A 20,267-nucleotide genomic window follows, 5' to 3' on the forward strand; every position below is an offset into this window, starting at 1 on the left:
CTACTTCGTCCGGCTCGGCTTGGCATTGCCCGGCTTCGTGGTGGGCCGGTTCCCGGGTCGTTCGGTCGTCGTGGCCGCCGACGGGCCCGGTGTGGTGCGGGTCGCCACGGTCGGCGGTGCGGACCGGTGACCGTTCGAGGCCAGCGGCGCGACGCCGACCTCACCGGCGCCGCCCCGCTCGATCAGGCCCTGCCGGCCGCCCGGAAGCCCCGGCAGCGGTATCGGCGAGGAGCCGAGCAGACCGGCGACGAGCAGCGCCCCGCCGACGCTGAGTAGCAGGCCGAGCGCGGCGCCGAGGGCGGTGAAGAGCCGTCGGCGGCGCCCGCCGCGATCCATGAACACAGGTTCCACGGGGCAAAGGGCGGACGGACCCGCCCCGGCGTTACACCCCCCGGCGCGATCGACGCCCCGGCCGCGGGTCTCACCCGGCTGGAGACGGAGGTGGCGCGATGGCGCGGTCGATCTGCGGGGCAAGGAGTACCCCGGGAAGGTGGCTTTGAGCCACTAGGAGCTGCGCATGGCGGCGCGGCTGCTCGAGTCGATGGCGGGCCAAGGCCGCCCGACTCCGGGCGGTGCTCAGCGAGACCCCGTCAGCCTTCGTAGCCGCCCGAGCAGTCCCGGCCGGGTCGACCGCCTCGCCGCGGACACCCTTCTGGCCAACGCCAGCTCGACCCGTGGTCCAATCCAGTCCAGGAACATGACCGGAGCCCCGACGAGCTCACTGGAGGCCGGGTAGCTCGACCCGTTGCACGACGGCCGCCAGGTGTACTCGTGCGGGCCCGGCCGGTGGGACCAGTCGTTGTCCCACACGGTCCCGGCACTGTCGCCGGTGACCACCATGATCGTGCAGAACGTGCAGCCGTGCTCGGCGATGATCAACGCGCCGTCGATCAGCTGGGCGTCGGAGTCGTCTTCATGCTCGTACGTCCCGGCGCACGTACCGTCGGCAATGGTGAACGGCCGGCGCACGTGCGCGAACGTGTCCGGGGCTGAATCCGGTCGGTTGAGGGCCGGCAGGCGCGTTGGTTCTACCAGGCCGAGCCATCCCGACTCGAGGTCCGCACCGAAGGCGAGCATGAACACGCGGTACTCCGCCGGAAGCGCCACCCCCAACCGGGCCTCCACCGCATCGAGGTCCTCGACCGTGACCGGGGTCGGCTCCGGGCCGTATGCGACGCCGGCCCCGGTGGAGCGGCCCCGCGCCCGCGCTTCGAGCTCCAGACGGCGAACCTCGGCGGCGATGTCCGCCAGGCGTCGGATGTCCACGCCGGTCAGTATGGGTATCTCGGCTCAGAAGGGCCAGCCGCCGCCCTCACCCGCCTCGACGAGCGGGATCATCGCGAACGCGCCGTCCGACAGGCCGCCGAAGGTGTGCCGGAACGGCCCGGCGGGGGCGTGCCCCACGCGGTACCCGGCCAGGTTCCACGTGTACACCGGCACCCGCTGCGGCACCGTGGCCACCACGCTCCACGACCCGTGCAGGTGGGCCTGCTCGTCGGTGAGGATGACGACCCGGTCGTGGCCGCGGTAGTGCTCGCGCACCGCCTGGGCCGTGAACGTGCCGCCGGCAAAGAAGTAGCCGTCCCGCTTGAAGCGGCGCACGGCGGCCAGCACCGGCTCCCCCGCGACCTCCGGGAACCACCGGGAGTCGGTGGAGAACGACACGATTGTCGCCTCCTGCGCGCGGGCGGCCAGGGCGATGCCGAACACCGCGGCCGCGTCCCAGCAGCGCAGCGAGCCATCGCGGCTGAACGGGCTGTCCATCGAGGACGACGTGTCGATGAGCACGAGGAGCCGGCCGCCGAGGGCGGGCACGTTGGGCAGGGCGTGCTGCAGCGCGCGCTCGAGGACGCCGGACCAGCGCGAGTCCGGCACCGCGTTGTACGCGGACAGGAAGCGCATCGGCAGCACACGCGACGCGGCGACCTCGGCCGGGTCGGACAGCCGGGCCGCCACCGCCGCGGCGGCCGTGTCGCTCACGCCGGCCTCGTCGAAGTTGCGCAGGTTGCGCAGCAGCGCGAAGTAGCCCATGGACGGGATCGCCGACTCCCAGGCCGTGGCGTCCATTGTGGACTGGCGCCAGCCGGCCAGGGCCTCCCACGTCATGCCGGCCGCGCGCAGCACCGCCGGGTCGTCGATCGCGGCCCGCCGGTGGACGGGCACCGCCATCAGCTCGGCGCGGGCGGCGACGGTCGGCAGTGCGGCCGGGACGGCGGCGTCGGCGCGGTGGCGCCGGTCGAGGGCGTGCCGGAACAGCCGGCCCTGCCGCTCGTCGCGGGCGACCGGGTGCGTGAGCTCGATGACGTCGCCGAAGCGCACCGCGCGGCCGTCGGTGTCGTACTTCAGGAGGCTGCGCTCGTGGTACAGCCGGACCGCGGCGTCGGCGATGCCGCGCTTGACCGGCTTCGGCAGGGAGCGGCCGTAGCGGCCGAGCCAGTACGCGAGCGCCTCCCCCGGCTCGTCGGCCCGTTGCAGCGCCGAGTCGACCACCGCCCGGGAGCCGGGGATGCCCGCGGCGACCTGGGCGCGGGCGCCTTCGAGGGCGGCCACGACGGAGGCCGAGCGCAGCATGGCCCCGGTGCGCAGCCAGGGCACGAACCGCGCGAACCACCCGGGGTCGGCGACCGCCACGGCGGCGACGAGGTCCCGGAAGCGGGCGTCGCGGTCGGCGGCGGCCTCGTAGAACGTGTCCTCACCGACCATGTTTGACACTGCGAGCAGGAAGAGCTCGAGCCGGGGCTCGCGCACGAACCCGGGCGCGCCCTCTTCGGTGACGACGGGGCGCTCGACGGCGAAGGCGGAGACCCGGATGTCGAACTCGGACCCGTAGTCGGGCCGCTCGTGCTGGTGCTCGCGCAGCTTGAGGTTGAACTTGGCCACAGGAATCCCCCGGGGACACAACGCATCTCGGCTACGAACATGTCGGAGGGGTCGAACCTCCACCCGTGGATCCGCCGGATCCGTTGCACGCGCTCCCCGAGACCAGTGTGGCGACGGGCACTTGGTTTCGAAGAGGAAGGAACCGTCACCTTCGCACCGGGAAGCGCACCGCCCAATGTAGACGCCCCCGAAATGCCCCGCAAAACCATTTAGCACATGCGCATGCGACGGCTGGTTAATGACAATGGAAACCATTACCGTCAAGCCCATGCGCCTTCTCATGGTTCTCGCCCTCGCCGCCTCGCTCGCCGCGTGCGGCGGCCCGACGCCCCCGGCCCCCGGCGACGGCGGCCGGCTCGCCGTCGTCGCCACCACGACCCAGGTCGCCGACTTCGCCCGCAACGTCGGCGGCGACCGGGTGGCCGTCACGCAGATCCTCAAGCCCAACGTCGACCCGCACGACTACGAGCCCACGCCGGCCGACCTCACCGCGATCGGCGCGGCCCGGGTCGTGGTGAAGAGCGGCGTCGGCCTGGAGAAGTGGCTGGACGAGACGATCGCCTCGGCCGGCTTCGCGGGCACGACGGTGGACACGAGCGCCGGCGTGGCGCTGCGCAGCGACGACCCGCACATCTGGCACAACCCCCGCAACGCGAAGATCATGGCGCAGAACATCGAGCGGGCCTTCGCCGCCGCCGACCCGGTCGGGGCGGCCGGCTACGCGCGGAACCTGGCCGCGTACTCGGCCCGGCTCGACGGGCTCGACGCCGACATCCAGGCGAAGATCGCCACGTTGCCGCCGGGCGACCGCAAGCTCGTCACCAACCACGACGCGTTCGGCTACTACATCGACCGCTACGGCCTGGAGTTCGTCGGCTCGATCATCCCGAGCTTCGACACCTCGGCCGAGCTCTCCGCCAAGGACGTCGACGACATCGTCGCGAAGATCCGGCAGACGGGCACGAAGGCGGTCTTCTCCGAGAGCTCCCTGCCCCCGAAGACGGCCGAGGCGATCGCCCGGCAGGCCGGCGTGAAGGTCGTGGCCGGCGAGGACTCCCTCTACGGCGACACCCTCGGCCCGGAAGGTTCCGACGGCGACACGTACCTCAAGATGGAGACCCACAACACCGACGTCATCGTGCGGGCCCTCGGTGCCTGAGCCGGCCGTCCGCATCGAGGACGCGACGCTGTCCTACGGCGCCGAGCCGGTGCTCGCCGGGGTCAGCGGCACCGTGGCGCCCGGCGCGGTGGTCGCGCTCATCGGCCCCAACGGCGCCGGCAAGTCCACGCTCATCAAGGCCGTCCTCGGCCTCGTCCCGGTCGTCGGCGGCACCGTCACCGTGCTGGGCCGCTCCCCCGCCGCCGCCCGCCGTGACGTCGGCTACGTGCCCCAGGCCGACACCCTCGACGCCCAGTTCCCGGTCTCGGCCGCGCAGGTGGTGCTCATGGGCCGCTACCGCCGCATCGGCTGGCTGCGCCGCCCCGGCCGTGCCGACCGCCGCATCGCCGCCGAGGCGCTCGACCGGGTCGGCCTGGCAGGCCGGGCCGGGGCCACGTTCGGCACCCTCTCGGGCGGGCAGCGCCAGCGTGTGCTGCTCGCCCGGGCGCTCGCCCAGCGGCCGCGCCTGCTGCTGCTCGACGAGCCCTTCAACGGCGTGGACGCGGCCAGCCAGGCGGCGCTGCTGCGGGTGCTGGACGAGCGCCGGCGCGACGGTACCGCGGCGATCATCTCCACCCACGACCTGGACCTGGCCCGGCGGATCAGCGACGCCGTCTGGCCGCTGCCCACGATGTGCGGCCGCCGATGATGCCCGCGTTCATGGCCCGGGCCCTGCTCGAACTGCTGCTGCTCGCCGTCCTCGCCGGCGTGGTGAGCGTGCACGTGCTGACCCGCCGGCTCGGCTTCGCCGCCGACACCGTGACCCACACCGTCTTCCCCGGCGTCGTGCTCGGCTTCGTCACCGCCGGGCCCGGCGGCGTGTTCCCGGGCGCGCTGCTGGCCGCCGCCGTCACCGCGGTGCTGCTCACCGCCCTCACCCGGGTCCGCGGCGTCACCGACGACACGGCGCTGGCCGTCCTGCTCGCCGCGATGTTCGCGGTCGGGGTGGTGCTGGTGTCGCGGCGCACGTCGTACACCGCCGACCTCACCGCGTTCCTCTTCGGGCGCCTGCTCACCGTCACCGCCGGCCAGATCGCCCGGACCGCGCTCGTCGCCGCCGTCGTCCTGGCCGCCCTCGCCCTGCTGCACAAGGAGCTGGTGCTGCGCGCGTTCGACCCCGCGGCCGCGGCCGCGCTGGGCTACCCGATCGGGCGGCTCGACCTGGTGCTCAACCTCGCGGTCGCGCTCGTCGTGGTCGCCGCCGCCCAGGCGGTGGGCACGATCCTCGTCATCGCGCTGCTCGTCGTCCCGGCCGCGACCGGGCGCCTGGTCGCGGACCGGATCGCGCCGATCACCGCCGTCGGCGTCGCGGCGGCGGTCCTGTCGGGCGGCGCCGGCCTCGCCGTGAGCTACCGCGCCTCCGTCACCTACGGCCTGCGCCTGGCCGGCGGCGCCACGGTCGTGCTGACGCTCGTCGCGGTCTACTTGGTGACGATGCTGGCCGCCGCCCTGAACCGCGCCTGGCGCCACCGAAAATGCCGCACCCGGGAGGCCCGCCGTGGCGTGGCTTGACGAAGCGTTCCACCGTGCCCTGGTCGAGGCGGTCCTCGTCGGTACCGCCAGCGGCCTCATCGGCGTGCACGTGGTCCTGCGCCGCCGGGCGTTCTTCACCATGGCCATGACCCACGCGACGTTCCCGGGCGTCGTCGTCGCCGCGGTCACCGGCCTGAACCTGTACCTCGGCGGCGCGGCCGCGGGCGTGCTCGCCGCCTTCGCGGTCACCGCGCTGGCCCGCCGCCGGGGCCACGACGCGAGCACGGCGACCGCCGTCGCCCTCGCGGCCGGCTTCGCCCTGGGCGTGGCCCTCATGTCCGCGCGCGCCGGCTTCACGAAGGACCTCACCGCGTACCTGACCGGCTCCATCCTCACCGTCGGCGATCAGGACCTGGTCGTCGCCGCGGCCGTCACGGCCGCCGTCGCGCTGGTCGTGGCCCTGCTGCACAAGGAGCTGCTGTTCACAGCGTTCGACCCGGCGGGGGCGCGCGCGGCCGGGTACCGGACCGGCGTTCTGGATCTGCTCGTGCTGGTGCTCATCGAGGCCGTCGTCGCCACCGCGGTCCCGGCGGCCGGCACGATCCTGACGCTCGCCCTGGTCGTGGCCCCGGCCGGCGCGGCGCGGCTGTGGACGGACCGGCTCGCCCCGATGACCGGGCTGGCCGTCGCGATCGCCGTGGCGAGCGCGACCGGCGGCCTGTACCTCTCCCGCGCCTTCGACGTCGCCGCCGGCGGCGCGATAAGCCTGCTCGCCGCGGCCGGCTTCGCCGTGTCCGCGATCAGCGCCCGCCGGTGGTCTCCCGCGGCACCGGCAGAGCCGGCTTCGCCGGGTCCGCGATCAGCGCCCGATGGTGCTCTCCCGCGCCACCAGCCGGTGCGGCGCCCGTAGCTCGACGCCGGGCAGCGGGCCGGGGCTGGCGATGCGCAGCAGCAGCCGCTCGACCGCGGTCGCCGCGATCATCTCCTTGTCCGGCGAGATCGTGCTGACCGGCGGGTTGGCGTAGGCGACGTCCTCGATGTCGTCGTAGCCGATCACGGCGACGTCCTGCGGCACCCGCAGCCCGCGCGACACCAGCTCGTGGATGGCGCCGAGGGCGACCAGGTCGCTGTAGCAGAAGACCGCGTCCGGCGGGTCGGGCCGGTCGAGTAGGAGCCGCATCGCGCCGGCGCCGTCGGCGCGGTTGAACCGCGGGGTCGGGATGACGAGGTCCTCGTGCAGGGCCAGGCCGCGGCGCTCGTGGGCCTCGCGGAACCCGCGGGTGCGCAGCTGCGCCGCCTCGCCGGTGGGGTACGGCTGGTCGCCGATCGCGGCGATGCGGGTGCGGCCGAGGTCGATGAGGTGCTCGGTCGCCTCGCGGGAGGCGGCGACGTCGTCGATGCCGACGTGGTCGAAGGTGCCCTGGCTGACCCGCTCGCCGAGGAGCACCAGCGGCAGGCCCGGGTCGCGCTCGGCGAGGGCCTGCTGGTCGAGGCCGAGCGGGCTGAAGATGACGCCGTCGAACATCAGCCGGCTGCGGCCCTGGGTGATGAGCATGCGCTCGTGGCCGGGGTCGCCGTCGGTCTGGTCGACGAGCACGTTGTACCCCTGGACGCGCGCGGCCCGGATGATGCCCTGCAGCAGCTCGGAGAAGTACGGGGTGTCGAGGTACGGCACGACCACGCCGATCTGTCCCGAGCGGCCCTGCACGAGACTGCGGGCGAGCAGGTTGGGCCGGTAGCCGAGCTGTTCGACCGCCTGGAGCACGCGGGCCCGGGTCCGCTCGGTGACGTTGGCGTAGCCGTTGACGACGTTCGAGACGGTCCGGCTGGACACGCCGGCCAGCTGGGCCACGTCGCGGAGCGTGACGTCGCCGCGCATCGGGCTCCCTCCCCGGCGCGCCAAGTTTCCGGCGCGTTACCCCTTGAAGTCCGTCGATGAGTTGGTCCATGCTGTTTTGCAGCGCTGCAAAACATAGCAGAAACCACCTGACCTGCATCAGTACGCGATGGTGGCCGGCCGCGGTGTGCCAGCACCCCGGCCGGCCGCTCTGACACACCTCGACTGCGCGTCCAGTGACTTCCGACGGAGGAAATCAGTGAGTGCCAGAAAGCTCAGTCTACGGCGGGGGCCACTCGCCGCGGCGGTCGCCATTGCGACTGCCGTACTGCTGGTGGCCTGCTCGTCCGGCAGCGGCGGCGACAAGGACGGCGGGCCCGTCACGATCAAGGTCTGGGCGTGGTACCCGGCCTTCCAGGGCGTGGTGGACCTGTTCAACCGCACCCACACCGACATCAGGATCGAGTGGACGAACGCCGGGACCGGCCAGGACCAGTACACCAAGCTCCAGACCGCCCTGAAGGCCGGCAAGGGCGCGCCGGACGTCGTCATGCTCGAGTTCCAGGAGATGCCGACGTTCCAGCTCACCAAGCACCTGGTCGACCTGGGCAGGTACGGCGCGAACGGCATCAAGGGCAACTACGTCGACTGGGCCTGGAAGCAGGTGAGCCGGGGCGACGCCGTCTACTCGATCCCGGTCGACGCCGGCCCGATGGCGATGCTGTACCGCCAGGACGTCTTCGACCAGTACGGCCTGGCCGTGCCCAAGACCTGGGCCGACTTCAAGGCCCAGGCCCAGAAGCTCAAGGCGGCGGCCCCGGACAAGTTCATGACGGACTTCGGCGCCAACGACGGTGGCTTCATGACCGGCCTGATGTGGCAGTCGGGCGCGCGGCCGTACAGGTACGACACCTCGAGTCCGCAGGCCATCAATGTGAGCGTTAACAGCGACCCGGCACGGAAGGTGATGTCGTACTGGGAGGACATGGTCGACACCGGCCTCGCCGACACGACCGCCTACGGCACGACGGACTTCTACAACGGGCTCGGCAGCGCGAAGTACGCGACCTACATCGCGGCCGGATGGGGCCCGGGCTACCTGGCGAGCGTGGCCAAGACGACCGCGGGCAAGTGGAAGGCCGCGCCGCTGCCGCAGTGGAACGCCGGCGAGGACGCCCAGGGCGACTGGGGCGGCTCGTCGTTCGCCGTGACCGACCAGACCAAGCACCCGCAGCAGGCCACGAAGGTCGCCATGGAGATCTTCGGGTCGAACAAGGACGCCTGGAAGATCGGCATCGACGAGGCGTTCCTGTTCCCGACCGCGACCCCGATCCTGCAGTGGGACTACTTCCGCACGAAGCAGTACGACTTCTTCGGCGGCCAGCAGGTCAACGAGGTCTTCATCCCGGCGTACAACGGCGTCAAGGAGTTCGACTGGAGCCCGTTCAACAGCTACAACTTCAGCCAGCTCACGACCGCGGTCGGGCAGGCCGTCGAGAAGAAGACCTCCTGGCCCGAAGCCCTGGCGACGGTGCAGCAGAACGTGACGCAGTACGCGTCGAGCCAGGGTTTCAAGGTCACCCCATGAGATGGTCCCGGCCGGCCCTCACCGGCTGGGCCTTCGTGGCGCCGTTCGTCGTGCTGCTGGTCGTGTTCCTGCTGCTGCCGATGGCGTACGCCCTCAAGCTCAGCCTCTACCGCTCCACCCTGGTCGAGGGCGAGGTCTTCGCCGGGCTCGGCAACTACCGCCAGGCCTTCGGCGACCCCGAGTTCCGCACCGGCGTCCTGCGCGTGCTCGTCTTCGGGCTCGTGCAGACGCCGGTGATGATCGGCATCGCGCTGGTCATGGCGCTGCTCGTGGACGGGGCCGGCTCGCGGCTGGCCCGCGCGCTGCGGCTGGCGGCGTTCGTGCCGTACGCCGTCCCGGTGGTCATCGGCACCCTGATGTGGGGCTTCCTGTACAGCCCCAGCACCGGGCCGTTCCGGTTCACCGGCGTCGACTTCCTCAGCTCCGGCACCGTCCTGGCCTCGCTCGGCAACCTCGTCACCTGGCAGTGGGCCGGATACAACATGATCGTCCTGTACGCCGCGCTGCAGGGCATACCGCGGGAGGTCTACGAGTCGGCGCGGATCGACGGCGCCGGCGCGGTGCAGATCGCGCTGCGGATCAAGACCCCGATGATCGCCTCGGCCCTGGTGCTGTGCACGGTCTTCACGATCGTCGGAACGCTGCAGTTCTTCACGGAGCCGCTGATCCTGCAGCCGCTGAACCCGGGCACGATCACCAACAGCTACACGCCCAACGTGTACGCGTACAACCAGGCCTTCGCCTATCAGCAGTACAACTACTCGGCGGCCGTCTCGTTCCTGCGCGGCGCGGTGGTCTTCGTCGGCTCCTACGTCTTCCTGTTCGTGACCCGCCGAAGGAGTGCGCTGCGATGAAGGCCCGGGCGGTGATGGCTCTGCTCATCGTGTACTTCCTCCTGCCCTTCTGGTGGTTGCTCGTCGCCGCCACCAAGGACAACGACGGGTTGTTCGGCTCCGCCCCGCTGTGGTTCGCCGACGTGCACGTGGTGGACAACCTGCGGCTGCTGTTCACCCACGAGGACGGCATCTACCTGCGGTGGCTGGCCAACTCGGCGATGTACGCCGTGGTCTGCGGGGCCGGCGCGACAGCGGTCGCCGCCCTGGCCGGGTACGCGTTCGCCAAGCTGCGCTTCCCGGGCCGCAACGCGCTGTTCGCCCTGCTGCTCGGCCTGATCATGGTGCCGGCGACCGCGCTGGTGCTGCCGACCTACCTGCTGATGGCCCAGGCCGGGCTCATCGACTCGGTCTGGGCGGTCATCCTGCCCTCGCTGCTCAACCCGTTCGGGGTGTACCTGCTGCGGGTGTACGTCCACGACTCGGTGCCCGACGAGATGCTCGAGGCCGCGCGCATCGACGGCGCCGGGGAGCTGCGCGTGTTCCGCAGCGTCGCCCTGCCCGCGATGCGCCCCGCGCTCGTCACCGTGCTGCTGTTCACGATGGTGGCGAGCTGGAACAACTTCTTCCTGCCGCTGGTGATGCTCAGCGACCAGGACCTCTACCCGCTGACCGTCGGCCTGCGATCCTGGTACCAGTCCGCGACGATCGGCAACGGCGGCCCCGCGTTGTTCAATATCATAGTCACCGGCGCCCTGGTGGCCATCCTGCCGCTCATCGCGGCGTTCCTGCTCCTGCAGCGGTACTGGCGCGGCGGCCTTACCATCGGCGCGCTCAAATGAAAGGAACTCGATGCTGAAAGCGCGCGTCACCCTCGACCCCGCCGCCGTCGTCGCCCCCGTCAGCCGCCGCACGTTCGGCTCCTTCGTCGAGCACATGGGGCGCTGCGTCTACACCGGCATCTACGAGCCCGGCCACCCGCTCGCGGACGAGGACGGCTTCCGCACCGACGTGCTGGCCCTGACCCGGGAGCTCGGCGTGACCACGGTCCGCTACCCGGGCGGGAACTTCGTGTCCGGGTACCGCTGGGAGGACGGCGTCGGCCCGCGCGAGCGCCGCCCCCGCCGGCGCGACCTGGCCTGGCACAGCATCGAGACGAACGAGGTCGGCATCGACGAGTTCGCCCGCTGGGCGGCGAAGGCGGACGTCGAGATCATGTACGCGGTGAACCTCGGCACCCGCGGCGTCCAGGAGGCCCTCGACGTCCACGAGTACGTCAACCAGCCCACCGGCACGCACCTGGCCGACCTGCGCGCGCGGCACGGCGCCGAGAAGCCCTACGGCATCCGGATGTGGTGCCTCGGCAACGAGCTCGACGGCCCCTGGCAGCTCGGGCACAAGACCGCGCAGGAGTACGGCCGCCTCGCCGCGGCCACCGCCCAGGCCCTGCGCGCGGCCGAGCCGGGCCTGCACCTGGTGGCCTGCGGCAGCTCCGGCTCGTCGATGCCGACGTTCGGCGCCTGGGAGGCGACCGTCCTCGAGCACACCTACGACCTGGTCGACTCGGTCTCCTGCCACGCCTACTACGAGGAGCACAACGGCGACCTGGGCTCGTTCCTGGCCAGCGCCACCGACATGGACCACTTCGTCGACAGCGTCGTGGCCACGGCCGACAGCGTGGGCGCCCGCCTGCGCAGCCGCAAGAAGATCCAGCTCTCGTTCGACGAGTGGAACGTGTGGTACCTGTCCCGCTTCCAGAACCAGCCGCCGCTGACGCGCTGGGACGTCGCGCCGCCGGTGATCGAGGACGAGTACAACGTCGCCGACGCCGTCGTCGTGGGCAGCCTGCTCATCTCCCTGCTGCGTCACAGCGACCGCGTCACCGCCGCCTGCCAGGCCCAGCTCGTCAACGTGATCGCCCCGATCCGCACCGAGCCCGGCGGCCCGGCCTGGCGGCAGACCATCTTCCACCCTTTCGCCCGCACCGCCGCCCTGGCCCGCGGCGACGTGCTGCGGACGGCGGTCGACGCGCCGGTGTACGAGACCGCGCGCTACGGCGAGGCCGCGCTCGTCGACGCCGTCGCCACGCACGACGCCGCGTCCGGGGACGTGGCGCTGTTCGCGGTCAACCGCGACCTGACCCGGCCCGTGGAGCTGACCGTCGACCTGCGCGCCTTCGGCCCGCCGCGGCGGCCGGCGGGCTCGTGGACGCTGTGCGACGACGACGTGCGCGCCACGAACACCCGCGACCGGCCGGACCGCGTCACGCTGCGCCCGGCCGGGGAGGTGACCGCCGACGGCAACACCGCGACGGTCACGCTGCCCCCGGTCTCCTGGACCGCGGTCCGCCTCGCTGCCCGGTAGGACCACGTCAGCGTCCGGCCGGTGAGGGCGTCGCCTCGGCCGGCCCCAGCGGCACCGCCGTGAAAGTTACGCGGGCGAACCTTGACAGCACGGCGCGACCGGGCATAGACCTGTGAGCGCTCACATCGATGTCCTTCAACATGCGAGGCGCCCGATGCAACGCTCGACCGTCGTTCTGCTGGCCACCGCGGCCGTACTGGTCCCCTGGGTCGCCGCGGCGCCCTCGAGCCACGCCGCCGCCGCGCGGACCTTCTACGTCGCGCCGTCGGGCAACGACGGCGCCGCCGGGACCCTGGCCGCCCCGTGGGCCTCGATCGCGCACGCCCAGTCGGTCGCCGCGGCCGGTGACACGGTGTACTTGCGCGGCGGCACCTACGCCTACACCCGGGCGAACAGCACGTGCTCCAGCCAGACCGCCCGCGTCGACGCCATCACGCTGAACAAGAGCGGCGCCTCCGGCAGCCCGATCCGCTACTGGGCGTACGCCGGCGAGCGCCCGGTCTTCGACTTCTCCCGGATGACCGACAACTGCCGGATCAAGGGCTTCGACGTCACCGGCACCTGGATCCACCTCAAGGGCCTCGAGGTCACCGGCGTTCGGCAGAACAACAACCTCAACCACGAGTCGTGGGGCGTCTGGGTCTCGGGCAGCAACAACACCTTCGAGCTGATCAACGCCCACCACAACATGGGCCCCGGCCTGTTCATCCAGGACGGCGGGGGCAACCTCGTGCTCAACTCCGACGCGCACGACAACTACGACTCGATGACCTCCAACGGCGCCGGCGAGAGCGCCGACGGCTTCGGCGCGCACATCTCGGCCGGCCACCCGGGCAACGTGTTCCGCGGCTGCCGCGCCTGGAACAACTCCGACGACGGCTTCGACCTCATCAACGCCTTCTCGTCGGTGACCATCGAGAGCTCGTGGGCGTGGCACAACGGCTACGTGCCCGGCACGAACACGTCGGCCGGCAACGGCAACGGCTTCAAGGCCGGCGGCTACGGCGGCGGCTACGTCAGCAACGGCGTCAAGCACACCGTTCGTACCTCGGTCGCGTTCAACAACAAGTCGGCGGGCTTCTACGCCAACCACCACACCCTCGCGAACGACTACTTCAACAACACGAGCTACAACAACCACCCCGACTACAACATGCTGGGCGTCAACTCCAGCGGCGCGGCCGTCGGGCTGGGCAACCTGCGCAACAACATCGCCTACGCCGGCAGCCTGACCTCGAACATGACGGGCACGAGCGCCGCGAACAACTCGTGGAACCTGTCGGTGTCGATGTCCGACGCCCAGTTCCGCAGCGTCGCCACCACCGGCTGGGACGCGGCCCGTCAGTCCGGCGGCGGCCTGCCGGCCCTGTCGAGCCTGCACCTCGCCGCGAACAGCACCCTGATCGACAAGGGCGTCAACGTCGGCCTGCCCTACACCGGCCCGGCCCCGGACCTCGGCGCCTTCGAGTCCTGAGGAGCGACGATGTTCCGATCGCGGACCGCACTCGCACTGCTGCTGCTCGTCGCGCCACTACTGGTCACCGTCCCCGCGGCCGCCGCCGCGCCCGATCGGCTCCGGACCGTCGTCGACTTCGACCCCGGCTGGCTGTTCCACTACGGCGACGCCACCGGCGCCGGGGCGGCCTCCTACGCCGACGGCGGCTGGCGTGGCCTCAGCGTGCCCCACGACTGGAGCATCGAGGGCCCCAACCCGCCGGCCGACCCGTTCGCCCAGGCCGCCCCGAGCACCGGCCGCGGCGGCTACCTGCCCTCGGGCATCGGCTGGTACCGCAAGCACTTCTCCCTCGCCGCGGTGCCCAGCACCCGCAAGGTGTTCATCGAGTTCGACGGCGTGATGGCCAACGCGAGCGTCTACGTCAACGGCACCCTGATCGGGACCCACCCGTACGGCTACACCGGCTTCCGGTACGACATCACCGCCGTGGCCCGCTTCGGCGGCGCCGACAACGTCGTCGCCGTGAAGACCGACACCACCCAGCAGCCGGCCGAGCGCTTCTACACCGGCGCCGGGATCTACCGCGACGTACGGCTCATCGCCGCCGACCCCGTGCACGTCGACCAGTGGGCCACCGCCGTGACCACGCCGGGCGCCACCGGTACCGCCGCCACCGTCCACGCCCAGACCACGGTCGTCAACGGCGGCACCGCGGCCGCGAGCATCGCCGTGCGGGGCACGCTGACCGATCCCGGCGGCGCCGTGCTGGCCCCGGTCACCACGGCGGCCCGGACCGTCGCGGCCGGCGCCTCGGCCACGTTCGCCTACGACATCGCGGTGAGCGGCCCGAGGCTGTGGAGCCTGGAGAGCCCGAACCTGTACTCGCTGAGCACCACCGTCATCGCCGGCGGCACCGCGGTCGACGACGACGTCACCCCGGTCGGCATCCGCACGCTCACGTTCAACGCCGCAACCGGCATGAGCCTCAACGGCAAGGCACTGAAGCTCCAGGGCGTCGCGCTGCACCAGGACTACCACGGCCTCGGGCTGGCCGCCCCGCAGCGCGCGATGCAGCGCCGCCTGGCCGAGCTCAAGGCGCTCGGCGTGAACGCCATCCGCACCGCCCACGACCCGCCGAGCCCGGCCTTCCTCGAGCTGACCGACCGGATGGGCCTGCTGGTCCTCGACGAGTTCTTCGACGTCTGGACCCAGCACAAGTACAGCGACGCCGGTGACTACGCCACGTACTTCAACCGTGCCGCGCCCGCCCCCACCGGCTCGCCGGCGGTGCCCGGGGCGACCGGTTCGGTGCCGTGGTACCAGGTCGACGCGACAGGCATCGTCATGCGCGACCGCAACCACCCCAGCGTCGCGATGTGGAGCACCGGCAACGAGATCCGCGACCCGCTCGCGACCCGGACGCCGCTGCTGACCCGGATGGTCTCGATCGCCCACAGCCTGGACCCGGGCCGCCCGGTCACGCAGGCCCTGTTCCGCCCGGCCGACAGCGGCGACGTGACCGGGGCCACCCGCACCACCGTCGACGTCTTCGGCGGCAACTACCGGCCCGCCGAGGTCATCCAGGCCATGGCCCTGGCGCCGGCCCGGCCCGGCCTGCTCACCGAGATGGGCACCGACACCTCGGCCTGGGCCACGGTGCGCGGCAACCCCGGCCTCACCGGGCTGTTCGTCTGGACCGGCGCCGCGTACCTCGGCGAGGCCGACGGCCTGTGGCCCAACGCCGAGAGCGCCTTCGGGCTCATCGACGGCGTCGGCACGGTACGCCCGATCGGCTACTCCTGGCAGCGCACCTGGGGCGCGCCGGCCACCACGCCCCCGCCCACCGGCACCACGGCGAGCCAGGTGCTGCTCGCGCCCGACCACGCCACGGTGTCGACCGACCAGGACGACGTCGTCTACGTGAAGGCGACCGTGGCCGACTCCGCGGGCCGGGTCGTCACCGGCTCCTCGGCGGCGATCACGTTCGCGGTCAGCGGGCCGGGCACCGTCGTGGCCGTCGACAGCGGCAGCCCCGTGCACGAGACGTTCCGCGGCCCCGTCCGCCGGGCCTACCAGGGCGTCGCCTACGTGCTCGTCCGGGCCACCGGCGCCGGCCCGATCACGGTCACCGCGACGGCGTCCGGGCTGCCCCGCGCCACCGCCTCCGTCACGGGCACGACGGCCCCGTTCGTACCGTGCACAAGCGCCTGCGACTGACCACCGTGTCGGCCCGGCGGAGGCGACGCCGGGCCGGGCCGCGGGAGGCAGGCCTTCGCCGGACGTCAGCCGGAGGGGCCGAGCAGATTCGCCTTCTGCCGCTCGAACTCCGCCTCGGTCAGCGCGCCGGCCAGCCGCAGTTCGTTGAGCTTGCCGAGCCGTTCGAGGGGGTCGAACCCGGGCGCGGCCTCGGTGCGCATCCGCTCGTACAGCTCGCGCAGATGTGCGGGGGTGTGGTCGGTGACGGTGAGGATCAGGACGAACGAGTCGGGCGACCCGGGGTCGTAGCCGGCCGCGTACCGCTCGCCGACGCGCGGGATGTTCAGCCGGGACACGAGTGCGTTCTTCTCGCCCTCCACCGGGTCGCCACCGTCGGTGGGGGTCAGCCGGACCCGCAGGCCGACGATCGGGTTGTCGTTGACGGTCGTGCCGGTCTCCCGCACCGCCAGCACCTCGGCGACGGCGGCCCGCCCGCTCGTCTGCAGGGTGTCGGGCGTGACGGTCGGCAGGCTGTCGCGGATCGCGGCCCGCATGCCGGCCATGGCCTTACGGGTTGCGCGGCCGACCAGCACCGTAGTGACGCTGCTGAGCACCAACGCCACGCCGATGACGTAGCCGGCCCATTGGCCGGTCGGGTCGGCGACCGCGCCGAGCCCCGCGCCGATGCCGAGGCCGGCGAGCAGCGTCGCGACGAGGAGCAGGGTGTCGCCGACCATCGCGGCGAGGACCGCGAGGAGCAGCGCGACGACGAAGACCCAGACGCCCGAGCCGCAGCCGTCGCCGGTGCACGAGCCGATGAGCATCAGACGGTACATGCCGTAGCCGGCCACGGCTGATGCGCCGATGCCGATTGTGGTCGCGATGATCCGGGGCTTGGACACGGGCGCACAGTACGTCATACGCGCGACCGGTCGTGGCGATGGATGGACCACGGCGGTGTATTCGCTGACAGTCTGCTGATGGGCAGCTCAGTCGACCAGGGCGCCGCCCGACAGGTTGACGATCGCGCCGGTCATGGCGCCGGCGCGGTCCGAGGCCAGGAACGCGGCCGTCTCCGCCGTCTCGGCGAGCGTCGGCAGCCGCTTCAGCAGCGTTCCCTGGGCCAGGCCGCCCTCCAGGAAATCCGGCACCGACTGCCCCGCCGCGGCCGCGCCCGGCCGGAAGAGCTCCGCGGTGTAGGAGCCCGCGGCCGGCGCGTCGGCGACGGCGTGCGGGCGGATGCCGACGACCCGGATGTTGCGCGGGGCCAGCTCCGCGGCCAGCACCCGCGCGAAGGCCTCCTTGCCGGCCGCGCTCGCGGCGTGGCCCAGGATGCCGCCGACGGCGAGCTTGGCGCCGGGCTCGGACAGCGTCAGGATCACGCCGGGGCGCCGGTGGCCCATGTGCCGGGCCACGGCCTTGCTGGTGATGAACAGCGCCCGCAGGAAGCCGTCGATCGGCCGCATGAACTCCTCCAGCGAGAGCTCGGCGAGCGGCGTCCCCTGGTCGTGCATGACACTCACGGCGTTGAGGGCGATGTCGATACCGCCGGCCCGGCCCGCGACCGCCCCGGCGTGCTCCTCGACCGCCGCCTGGTCGAGCACGTCGACCGTCGCCGTCTCGACCACCCCGCCCGCGGCGTCGATGTCCCGCGCGACGGCGTCGAGCCGCGCCCGCGTCCGCCCCGCGATGAACACCCGAGCGCCCTCCCGGGCGAACACCCGGGCGACGGCACCACCGATGGCGCCCCCACCCCCATAGATCACGGCGGTCTTGTCCTGCAGCAGCAATTCGCTCATGGTCGCAAACACTAACCATAGTCAGTTGTTAAAAACAACCTGCTGCCGTGGTACTTTATGAGGCGTGCCGACCAGCCGGAGTTACCGGGACTCATGCGGGATCGCCCGGGCCCTCGACGTCGTCGGGGAGCGCTGGGCGCTGCTGGTCGTGCGTGAGCTGCTCCTGACGCCCCAGCGGTTCTCGGAGCTGCGGCTGGCCCTGCCCCACGTCAGCTCGAACCTGCTGGCCGACCGGCTCCGGGAGCTCGAGGGCCACGGCGTGCTCCGCCGCGGCGAGGGCCCGGTCTACGAGCTGACCGAGTGGGGCCGGGGCCTGGAGCCGATCGTGCGCGCCCTGGGCGACTGGGGCATCGACGCGCCCCAACCCCCGCCGCCGGCCGCCCTCAGCGCGACCTCGGTCCTGATCTACCTGCAGGGCGCCGCCCGCCCCGACCCCACGGCCCCGCCGGCGAGCTGCCGCCTCGAGCTCGACGGTCGCGTGTGGACGGTCCGCCTGGCGCCGGGCCGCATCGAGGTGGAGCCCGGCGAGCCGGCGACGGCCGACGCCTCGCTGCGCGCGGACGCCCGCACGCTGGGCGCGCTGCTCGCCGACCCGGACGGGCTCACCGGGGCCTGCACCGACGGCCGCGTCGCCGTGGTGGGCGACGCGTCGGTCATCGACCGGCTGCTGCGGTCGGTCGCCTGACCCTCCGCCCGCACATCACCGGCGGCGACCGATCAGTGTTGCCCGCATGGGTTCGTCCTCCAGAAGTCGGTTACTGCGGTCGCCGCGCCGGCGGGGCGGCGGTCCAGCTGGCGAGGAGCTCGAGCGCCTCCTGGTCGCGACTGCCGGCCTCGGCGGTGTAGGCGTTGAGGCGCAGCCCCGGGTCGGTGACCAGCTCCATCGACTCGCAGGCGAGGGTGAGGTCGCCGACGCCCGGGTGGTGCAGGTGCTTGACGCCGCTGCGGTGCAGCCGCACGTTGTGCCGGGCCCACCAGGTGCGGAACACCTCGCTGCGGGTGGACAGCTCGCCGACGAGGTCGCTGAGGGCCCGGTCGTGCGGGTCGCGGCCGGCCTCGGCGCGCAGCATCGCGACCACGTCGCCGGCCAGCTCGTCCCAGTCGCGGTAGAAGGCCTGCGCGGCCGCGTCGAGGAAGATGAAGCGGGCGATGTTCGGCGTCGCCGCGATGGTGTCGAACAGCGGCGCGAACACGGCCCGGCCCAGCGCGTTGGCGCCGAGGATGTCGAGCCGGCTGTTGCGCACGTACGCCGGGGCCAGGACCATCACGTCCAGCAGCCGCTGGGTCTGCGGCCGCAGCCGCGGGGCCCGCGGGCGGCGCGCCCGGGCCCCCGGGCCGAGGTTCGCGGCCCGGGCCAGGTCGAACAGGTGCGCCCGCTCCGCCTCGTCCAGCCGCAGGGCCCGGGCCACGGCCTCCAGGACGCCGTCGGACACCCCGGTGAGGTTCCCGCGCTCGAGGCGGATGTAGTAGTCGACGCTCACGCCGGCCAGCAGCGCCACCTCCTCCCGGCGCAGCCCCGCGACCCGCCGGTGGCCGCCGTACGTCGGCAGCCCGGTCCCCTCCGGCGTGATGCGCGCGCGGCGGGTGGTGAGGAAGTCGCGGATCTCGGCTCGGCTGTCCATGCCCTCGACGCTACGTCCGCCGCGAGGCCGCTGAGAGGTACTGCCATTACCCGGAAGACCCGAAGGTGAACAGGACCTTGCCGCTGCGTCCCGGGGTCATCGCGTGCTCGATCGCCGTGCGGTAGTCGTCCAGGCGGTAGGTCGCGTCGACCGGCACCGCCAGCTCACCGCCGGCGACGAGGTCGCCGAGCGCGCGGTACGTCTGCTCGATCTCGGCGCGGGGGGCGTTTCGCAGCCAGTTGAGCAGCCAGAACCCGGTGTGCGTCACCTCCTTGAAGATGACGTCGTGAGCGCGTACGGCCGGCGGCTCGTCCGTCACGTAGGCGTAGCTGACGACCGCGCCCCGGAACCGCAGCGCCGCGGCGAGGTCGGCGACGACCGGACCGGCGGTGGCATCCAGCGCCAGGCCGAGCTCGGCGCCGTCCAGCGCCGCGGCGATCTGCGCGGGCAGGTCGTCCCCGGCGACGATCACACGGTCGCCACCGGCGTCACGCACCGCCCGGGCCGCGGCGTCGCGCCGCACGACGCCGAGGGTCTTGAGGCCCAGCCGCCGGGCGAGGGCGATGACGCACAGGCCGACGGCGGAGTTCGCGGCGTTCAGGCCGACCCAGTCGCCGGGGGCCAGGGTCGTGAACTTGTGCAGCAACAGGTACGCGGTCGCCGGATTGATCGGCAGCATGGCGAGCTGCAGCGGGTCGCCGTCCGCGGGGACCGGTACGACGTTGCGGTACGAGGTCGCCACCCGCTCCGCCCAGGTGCCCTGCTCGTAGTTGGGCAGGATGACCACCCGCCGCCCGACCAGCGGCCTCCCCGCGCCCGCGCCGGCGTCGACCACCCGCCCGACTCCCTCGCCGCCGAGCGGGCTCGGCAGCGGCGGCCGCACGCCGTAGTCACCCCGGACGAGCAGGAGGTCGGACGGGTTGACCGGCGCGGCCTCCATCTCGACCAGGATGTCGTCGGTCCCCAGCACCGGCTGGGGCGCCGGTTCCAGCGCTACGGACTCGCGCGGATCGCCGTACGACGTGACCAGGAGCTGCGACATGGGACGGCCCTGCCCCGC

The 20,267-nt window shown here is 72.7% G+C and carries 19 protein-coding genes; 11 read left to right on the forward strand and 8 right to left on the reverse strand.

Annotation, left to right across the window (positions count from 1 at the left end):
* The 3 genes from AB0B76_RS24380 to AB0B76_RS24390 form a co-directional block, all read right to left on the reverse strand.
* Nucleotides 1–336, reverse strand: coding sequence for a hypothetical protein (locus tag AB0B76_RS24380; RefSeq protein ID WP_360379191.1), 336 nt, complete (start codon nt 334–336; stop codon nt 1–3).
* 240 nt (nt 337–576) lie between these two features.
* A complete protein-coding gene (locus AB0B76_RS24385) occupies nt 577–1,266 on the reverse strand; it encodes an SMI1/KNR4 family protein (protein WP_360379194.1) in 690 nt (229 codons plus the stop codon).
* 24 nt (nt 1,267–1,290) lie between these two features.
* Nucleotides 1,291–2,880 (reverse strand): TROVE domain-containing protein, encoded by a 1,590-nt coding sequence (locus tag AB0B76_RS24390; RefSeq protein ID WP_360379197.1) that lies wholly within the window; start codon nt 2,878–2,880, stop codon nt 1,291–1,293.
* Between the two features lie 268 nt (nt 2,881–3,148).
* Here AB0B76_RS24390 and AB0B76_RS24395 point away from each other — a divergent pair, with 268 nt between their 5' ends.
* Genes AB0B76_RS24395 through AB0B76_RS24410 form a run of 4 tightly spaced genes read left to right on the forward strand, consistent with a single transcriptional unit; the run spans nt 3,149 to nt 6,422 of the window.
* Complete coding sequence (locus AB0B76_RS24395; protein WP_360379200.1) at nt 3,149–4,039, forward strand: metal ABC transporter substrate-binding protein; 891 nt, start codon at nt 3,149–3,151, stop codon at nt 4,037–4,039.
* On the forward strand, nt 4,032–4,688 hold the full coding sequence (locus tag AB0B76_RS24400) for an ABC transporter ATP-binding protein (RefSeq protein WP_360379203.1): 657 nt from the start codon (nt 4,032–4,034) through the stop codon (nt 4,686–4,688). Before AB0B76_RS24395 ends, AB0B76_RS24400 begins: the two co-directional genes overlap by 8 nt.
* Nucleotides 4,685–5,551, forward strand: coding sequence for a metal ABC transporter permease (locus tag AB0B76_RS24405; protein WP_360379205.1), 867 nt, complete (start codon nt 4,685–4,687; stop codon nt 5,549–5,551). Before AB0B76_RS24400 ends, AB0B76_RS24405 begins: the two co-directional genes overlap by 4 nt.
* Nucleotides 5,538–6,422 (forward strand): metal ABC transporter permease, encoded by an 885-nt coding sequence (locus AB0B76_RS24410; protein ID WP_360379207.1) that lies wholly within the window; start codon nt 5,538–5,540, stop codon nt 6,420–6,422. The genes AB0B76_RS24405 and AB0B76_RS24410 overlap by 14 nt, the downstream gene beginning before the upstream one ends.
* On the opposite strand, the gene AB0B76_RS24415 is transcribed toward AB0B76_RS24410, so the two are convergent.
* Nucleotides 6,372–7,391 (reverse strand): LacI family DNA-binding transcriptional regulator, encoded by a 1,020-nt coding sequence (locus tag AB0B76_RS24415; RefSeq protein WP_360379210.1) that lies wholly within the window; start codon nt 7,389–7,391, stop codon nt 6,372–6,374. The genes AB0B76_RS24410 and AB0B76_RS24415 overlap by 51 nt on opposite strands.
* Nucleotides 7,392–7,608: 217 nt before the next feature.
* Between AB0B76_RS24415 and AB0B76_RS24420 the strand changes: the two genes are divergently transcribed.
* From AB0B76_RS24420 to AB0B76_RS24445, 6 genes are all read left to right on the forward strand, one after another.
* Nucleotides 7,609–8,937, forward strand: coding sequence for an extracellular solute-binding protein (locus AB0B76_RS24420; RefSeq protein ID WP_360379213.1), 1,329 nt, complete (start codon nt 7,609–7,611; stop codon nt 8,935–8,937).
* Nucleotides 8,934–9,791 (forward strand): sugar ABC transporter permease, encoded by an 858-nt coding sequence (locus tag AB0B76_RS24425; protein ID WP_360379216.1) that lies wholly within the window; start codon nt 8,934–8,936, stop codon nt 9,789–9,791. Before AB0B76_RS24420 ends, AB0B76_RS24425 begins: the two co-directional genes overlap by 4 nt.
* Nucleotides 9,788–10,612, forward strand: a complete 825-nt coding sequence (locus AB0B76_RS24430; RefSeq protein ID WP_360379218.1) for a carbohydrate ABC transporter permease — start codon at nt 9,788–9,790, stop codon at nt 10,610–10,612. Before AB0B76_RS24425 ends, AB0B76_RS24430 begins: the two co-directional genes overlap by 4 nt.
* 10 nt (nt 10,613–10,622) lie before the next feature.
* Nucleotides 10,623–12,134, forward strand: coding sequence for an alpha-N-arabinofuranosidase (locus AB0B76_RS24435; protein WP_360379221.1), 1,512 nt, complete (start codon nt 10,623–10,625; stop codon nt 12,132–12,134).
* A gap of 154 nt (nt 12,135–12,288) precedes the next feature.
* Complete coding sequence (locus AB0B76_RS24440) at nt 12,289–13,608, forward strand: right-handed parallel beta-helix repeat-containing protein (protein WP_360379224.1); 1,320 nt, start codon at nt 12,289–12,291, stop codon at nt 13,606–13,608.
* A gap of 9 nt (nt 13,609–13,617) precedes the next feature.
* Nucleotides 13,618–15,807: a glycoside hydrolase family 2 TIM barrel-domain containing protein gene (locus tag AB0B76_RS24445; RefSeq protein ID WP_360379227.1), complete on the forward strand. Its 2,190-nt coding sequence runs from the start codon at nt 13,618–13,620 to the stop codon at nt 15,805–15,807.
* A 65-nt stretch (nt 15,808–15,872) separates the two neighbouring features.
* Here AB0B76_RS24445 and AB0B76_RS24450 read toward each other — a convergent pair whose 3' ends face one another.
* Nucleotides 15,873–16,688: an SHOCT domain-containing protein gene (locus AB0B76_RS24450; RefSeq protein ID WP_360379230.1), complete on the reverse strand. Its 816-nt coding sequence runs from the start codon at nt 16,686–16,688 to the stop codon at nt 15,873–15,875.
* 87 nt (nt 16,689–16,775) lie between these two features.
* The gene (locus tag AB0B76_RS24455; RefSeq protein ID WP_360379233.1) at nt 16,776–17,585 is read right to left on the reverse strand and encodes an SDR family oxidoreductase; all 810 of its coding nucleotides are present in this window, start codon (nt 17,583–17,585) and stop codon (nt 16,776–16,778) included.
* Nucleotides 17,586–17,649: 64 nt separating this feature from the next.
* Between AB0B76_RS24455 and AB0B76_RS24460 the strand changes: the two genes are divergently transcribed.
* Nucleotides 17,650–18,270, forward strand: a complete 621-nt coding sequence (locus AB0B76_RS24460; protein WP_360379236.1) for a winged helix-turn-helix transcriptional regulator — start codon at nt 17,650–17,652, stop codon at nt 18,268–18,270.
* Between the two features lie 70 nt (nt 18,271–18,340).
* On the opposite strand, the gene AB0B76_RS24465 is transcribed toward AB0B76_RS24460, so the two are convergent.
* Nucleotides 18,341–19,207 carry a helix-turn-helix transcriptional regulator gene (locus AB0B76_RS24465; RefSeq protein ID WP_360379238.1) on the reverse strand — a complete coding sequence of 289 codons (867 nt, stop codon included), beginning with the start codon at nt 19,205–19,207 and terminating at the stop codon, nt 18,341–18,343.
* A gap of 46 nt (nt 19,208–19,253) precedes the next feature.
* Nucleotides 19,254–20,249, reverse strand: coding sequence for a zinc-dependent alcohol dehydrogenase family protein (locus AB0B76_RS24470; protein WP_360379241.1), 996 nt, complete (start codon nt 20,247–20,249; stop codon nt 19,254–19,256).
* Nucleotides 20,250–20,267 lie beyond the last annotated feature (18 nt).

Source organism: Dactylosporangium sp. NPDC049140 (genome assembly GCF_040648435.1).